The sequence below is a fragment of the Armatimonas sp. genome (genome assembly GCF_031410135.1).
Taxonomy (GTDB): Bacteria; Armatimonadota; Armatimonadia; order Armatimonadales; family Armatimonadaceae; genus Armatimonas.
Genome location: NZ_JANNYP010000853.1, coordinates 1 through 4,329, shown reverse-complemented (window position 1 = coordinate 4,329; position 4,329 = coordinate 1). Strand labels below are relative to the sequence as shown.

The window sequence follows — 4,329 nt, the reverse complement described above, 5'->3', positions numbered from 1 at the left end:
ACAGGCTGAGTAACATAACCCAAATCCTAAAGACGGCTCCGTATTAATCTGGGTGCCAGGTGGGACGTTCCAGATGGGCACGGATGAGGAGTTGATTGGTAACGCGTTTGAGGGTAAGGGTAGTCAGCCCATCCATACCGTGACTCTCAGTGGTTTTTGGATGGGTAAATATGAGGTGACCATTGGCCAGTTTAACCGCTATGCTGCTGAAGTAGGATTAACCAACCATCCTCTAAAAGATTTTTTTATCAGCGAAGGTTATAAAGATAACTATCCTTTTGGTAGTAACTGGTTTTTGGCAATGGATTATGCAAACTGGGCTGGTTTGACCCTGCCTACAGAAGCTCAGTGGGAATATGCTGCAACGGGAGGAGATGGTCGGCGTTATCCTTGGGGAAATGAGTGGGATCCGACACGCTGTCGTAATGCTGCCAGCGTTGAAAACCGTCGTCCCGCTGAGGTTGGAAGTTTTCCTTCCGGGGTAAGTCCCTTTGGCATGCATGATATGGCAGGAAATGCTTGGGAATGGTGCCGGGATTGGTTAGCTCGTTATCCATCCGAACCACAAACCGATCCTTTCGTGTCAAAAATAAGTCCTAGCAAAATTATGCGAGGAGGTGGTTCTAACGCGTTACCACAACAATGTCATTGTGCTATTAGAGGCCTAAATGGAATCTACAGTGGAAGTCCTAATACTGGTTTCCGCCTGGCTTCTCGATAATCTCGTGTCGGTTCTTCGCGTTAGGGACTGATTACGAACTGACCGAAAAGCGCCGCAAAGCCCGTTCCGGGCCACCGAATTGGTTCCCCTGTCCAGAACGGGCTTTGCAGCAGAAGGCGATTGTAGACCCTGGTTTCCAACGGGCGGTACAGCGATTCGTGGAAAAGGCTCTGATGGCTTTTTCATTCGTCAAAGTCGGGTAGAATCCCTCCTATGCCCTACCAAACGCCCGGCGATGACCTCGTTGCCCTGCTCGATGCGCCTCTGACTCCTCTGTCATCGCTCTCCCCAGATCGGTCGCACTTGTTGCTGCTTGGCTACGAGGCGTACCCGCCCATCGCGGATCTTGCACGGCCCTATGAAAAGCTGGCGGGGGTTCGCTTTGATGTGACACGCCCAGGGACGCAGCGGCTGACTCGGTATAGCAACCTGACGCTTTTGAGTACGTCCGACGGCAGCGAGCGCCCTGTGATGGGACTGCCTGCCGAGGCGATTCCCGGTGGGCCGGTCTGGAGTGATGACGGAAAGTACTTTGCCTTCTTTGTCGAGAATCCGGGCGGGGAGCTCTCTCTAGCACTCGGTGAGGTTGCAACGGCAACCGCCCAGATTCTGCCAGAAATCTCGCTCTCGGACATGCTGGCGGCTCCGATCCAGTGGATAGACAACCAGACCCTCTTTCTGACACTCGTCGCGGATTTAGGAGCCGCCCCGACACGCCCTACCGCACCCGACGGCCCGATTGTCCAGGAGGCCAGTGGCAAGCAGACCCGCGCGGCGACCTATCAGGACTTGCTCACCAGCCCCTACGACGAGGCACTCTTTACCTACCTGGCCACGGTTCAGCTGGCGACCTTCGATATTCTCTCCCAGACTCTCACGCACGTTGGTCCCCCCGTCTTGGCCACCAGCGCACGCCCCTCGCCGAGCGGGGAATTTGTTCTGGTCACGCGCCTCGTCCCACCATTTTCCTACCGCGTCCCCTACCAGCTCTTCGCCCGCCGCACCGAGGTCTGGGAGCGAGCGACGGGCCAGCTTGTCCACACGATTGCGGAGCTCCCGATCAGCGATGAAGTCCCGCAGCAGGGTGTCCCGACTGGCCCACGAGGCGCACAGTGGCAGCCCAATCTCCCCGCCACGATCCACTGGGTCGAGGCGCTCGACGGTGGCAATCCCCTCGCCAAAGTCGAGCACCGCGACAAAGTAATGACGCTGAGCCTTACCCCCTTCGCGAAGCCGCACCCAGAGGGTACCCGGGTCGCGAGGAACGAGCGGGGGGAGGTGGAAAGCTTCCGTTTGACGCATCGGTTTGCCGGTTGGGACTGGCCGGATGACCCGCACGCCGCCATTGTCACCGAGTACGACCGTGACCGGCGCTGGCGGACGACGTATTACTTTACGTGGGGAAGCTGGGAGGCACGCAAGACACTCTTTGATCTCTCCGTCAACGATGCCTACGGCAATCCGGGGAGCTTTATCACGACCCAAAAGCCCACGGGCGAGCGGGTCATGGACACGCGCGAGGGCCGTGTTTTTCTGGCAGGTCGTGGTGCAACGCCCGAGGGTGACCGTCCGTTTCTGGATGCCTTCGACCTGAGTACCGGTGAGAAAGAGCGAGTCTTCCAGTGCGGCGACACGCACTTTGAGACGTTCCTCGCCTTTATCGGCGACGAGCTTCTCACCAGCCGCCAGAGCCGCACGGAGCCGACCAACTTTTACATAAGCTCCCCCTCCTCCCGTTTTCCCTCCTCCCCCGGCCCCTCCTCCCAATCCTGGGAGGAGGGGAGAGGAGGGGAGCTTGAGGAGCCCCCCCTTTTGGACTCCCCCTCTCCCAATCCTGCCTCCCAGGATTGGGAGGAGGGGGCTGGGGGGAGGAGGGCGTTGACCCACTACACCGACCCGCACCCGGGAGTCACGGGGCTTCACAAAGAGCTAGTGCGCTACGAAAGGGCCGATGGGGTTCCGCTCTCGGGAATGCTCTATCTGCCCCCCGGAATCGCACCGGACTCCCAGCCCAACCTGCCGCTTCTGCTCTGGGCCTACCCGGAAGAGTACAGCGACGCGGCGACGGCAGGGCAAGTCCGTGGCTCCGACAAGACCTTCACTCGGCTCATGGGAACCAGTCCCCTTTGGTTTCTCCTGCGCGGCTGGGCAGTGCTGATGGATGCCGCCATGCCGATTGTGGGTGATCCCGAGACCATGAACGATACGTTTGCTGAGCAGCTTGTCGGCGCGGCGACAGCGGCCATCAACACCCTCACGAAGCGCGGGATCGCCGACCCGAAGCGCGTGATGGTGGGGGGACATAGCTACGGCGCGTTCATGACCGCCAATCTCCTTGCCTACGCCCCCGGACTCTTTCGCGCGGGGATCGCCCGCTCCGGTGCCTACAACCGCACCCTCACCCCGTTTGGCTTCCAGAGTGAGCGCCGGAGCTACTGGGAAGCGCCCGAGATCTACCACAAGCTCTCGCCTTTCACCCACGCCGATAAGATCAAAGACCCCCTTCTTCTAATCCATGGTCAGGCAGACAACAATCCGGGGACACACACGATTCAGTCTGAGCGTTTTTACCAAGCCCTTCAAGCACACGGAGCGACGGCACGCCTCACCCTGCTGCCCCACGAGAGCCACGGCTACCGGGCACGTGAGAGCGTGCTCCATGTCCTGTGGGAGATGCTCGACTGGGCGGAGCGCTTTAGCGCAGGTACCGAGAGAGACTGAGCCAGGCTCCCGTTGCCCCTAGGAAACCTCCACCGGAAACGAGAGAGATCGCCAGAAGAGGGAGGTTGACGGGCTCCAGATAGCTCGCCAGCAAGGGAATCGCGACGGTTAGAGTGTCCGTATAGCGAAGCAAGGCAATCAGTGCCAGAGCTGCCAGGAGCCCTCCGACAACTCCGTGAATCAGCCCCTCGATCAGCATGGGCAGGCGGATAAAGCCGGGGGTGGCACCGACGATCTTCATGATCTGGATCTCGCGGCGACGGGAAAATACCGAGAGGCGGATGGTGTTGACGACCACCACGAGGGCACCAAAGAGCAAGAGCGCTCCGCCCAGTAGCCCCAGGTTTCGGATAAAGTCCGCCAGCCGGAGAACCACTTTTAGCTCCTCCTCTGGCACATCCACGTTCTCGACATCCCCCTGCCAGCTCCGAATGGCACTCGCGATGACGGCGGTCTGCTCGGCACTGCGGAGCTTTATCACGAACGTGTCGGGCATGAGGTTGGGGAGACCGACCGTGTCAATGGGGAGGCTCTTTGCCGCATCGGCGAAGGCATCGTCCCGCGAGCGATAGCTGACCTCAGCCACGCCCGGCAGGGCGCGCAGCTTTACCTCAGTCTCTTTCAGCCGCTCCGTGGTGATCTCAGGCCGACAGAAGACACGCATCTCGAAGGCGTCTACCGTGCGCCGGCTCATGGTGCGGAGCTGGGAGAACGTGAGATAGAACGATCCGACCAGAGTAAGCGCCACTCCAATGGTCGTGATGGCCGCCACGGTCATCAGGCCATGCCGCCGCTGGTTGATCAGTGCCTCACGAAAGAGAAACGTAAATGCACGTGTCACGAGGCGTACCCATAAGCCCCTTCGGCTTCGTCGCGAGCGAGGGTGC

Annotated in this window: 3 protein-coding genes; 2 read left to right on the top strand and 1 reads right to left on the bottom strand. The window is 59.9% G+C overall.

Annotated features, from left to right (window positions below):
* Positions 1-52: 52 nt before the first annotated feature.
* Both RMO15_RS30690 and RMO15_RS30685 read left to right on the top strand, forming a co-directional pair.
* Positions 53-721: a formylglycine-generating enzyme family protein gene (locus RMO15_RS30690; protein WP_309722247.1), complete on the top strand. Its 669-nt coding sequence runs from the start codon at positions 53-55 to the stop codon at positions 719-721.
* A 213-nt stretch (positions 722-934) separates the two neighbouring features.
* Positions 935-3,442, top strand: a complete 2,508-nt coding sequence (locus tag RMO15_RS30685; RefSeq protein ID WP_309722244.1) for a prolyl oligopeptidase family serine peptidase — start codon at positions 935-937, stop codon at positions 3,440-3,442.
* On the opposite strand, the gene RMO15_RS30680 is transcribed toward RMO15_RS30685, so the two are convergent.
* On the bottom strand, positions 3,417-4,283 hold the full coding sequence (locus tag RMO15_RS30680; RefSeq protein WP_309722241.1) for a permease-like cell division protein FtsX: 867 nt from the start codon (positions 4,281-4,283) through the stop codon (positions 3,417-3,419). The genes RMO15_RS30685 and RMO15_RS30680 overlap by 26 nt on opposite strands.
* Positions 4,284-4,329 lie beyond the last annotated feature (46 nt).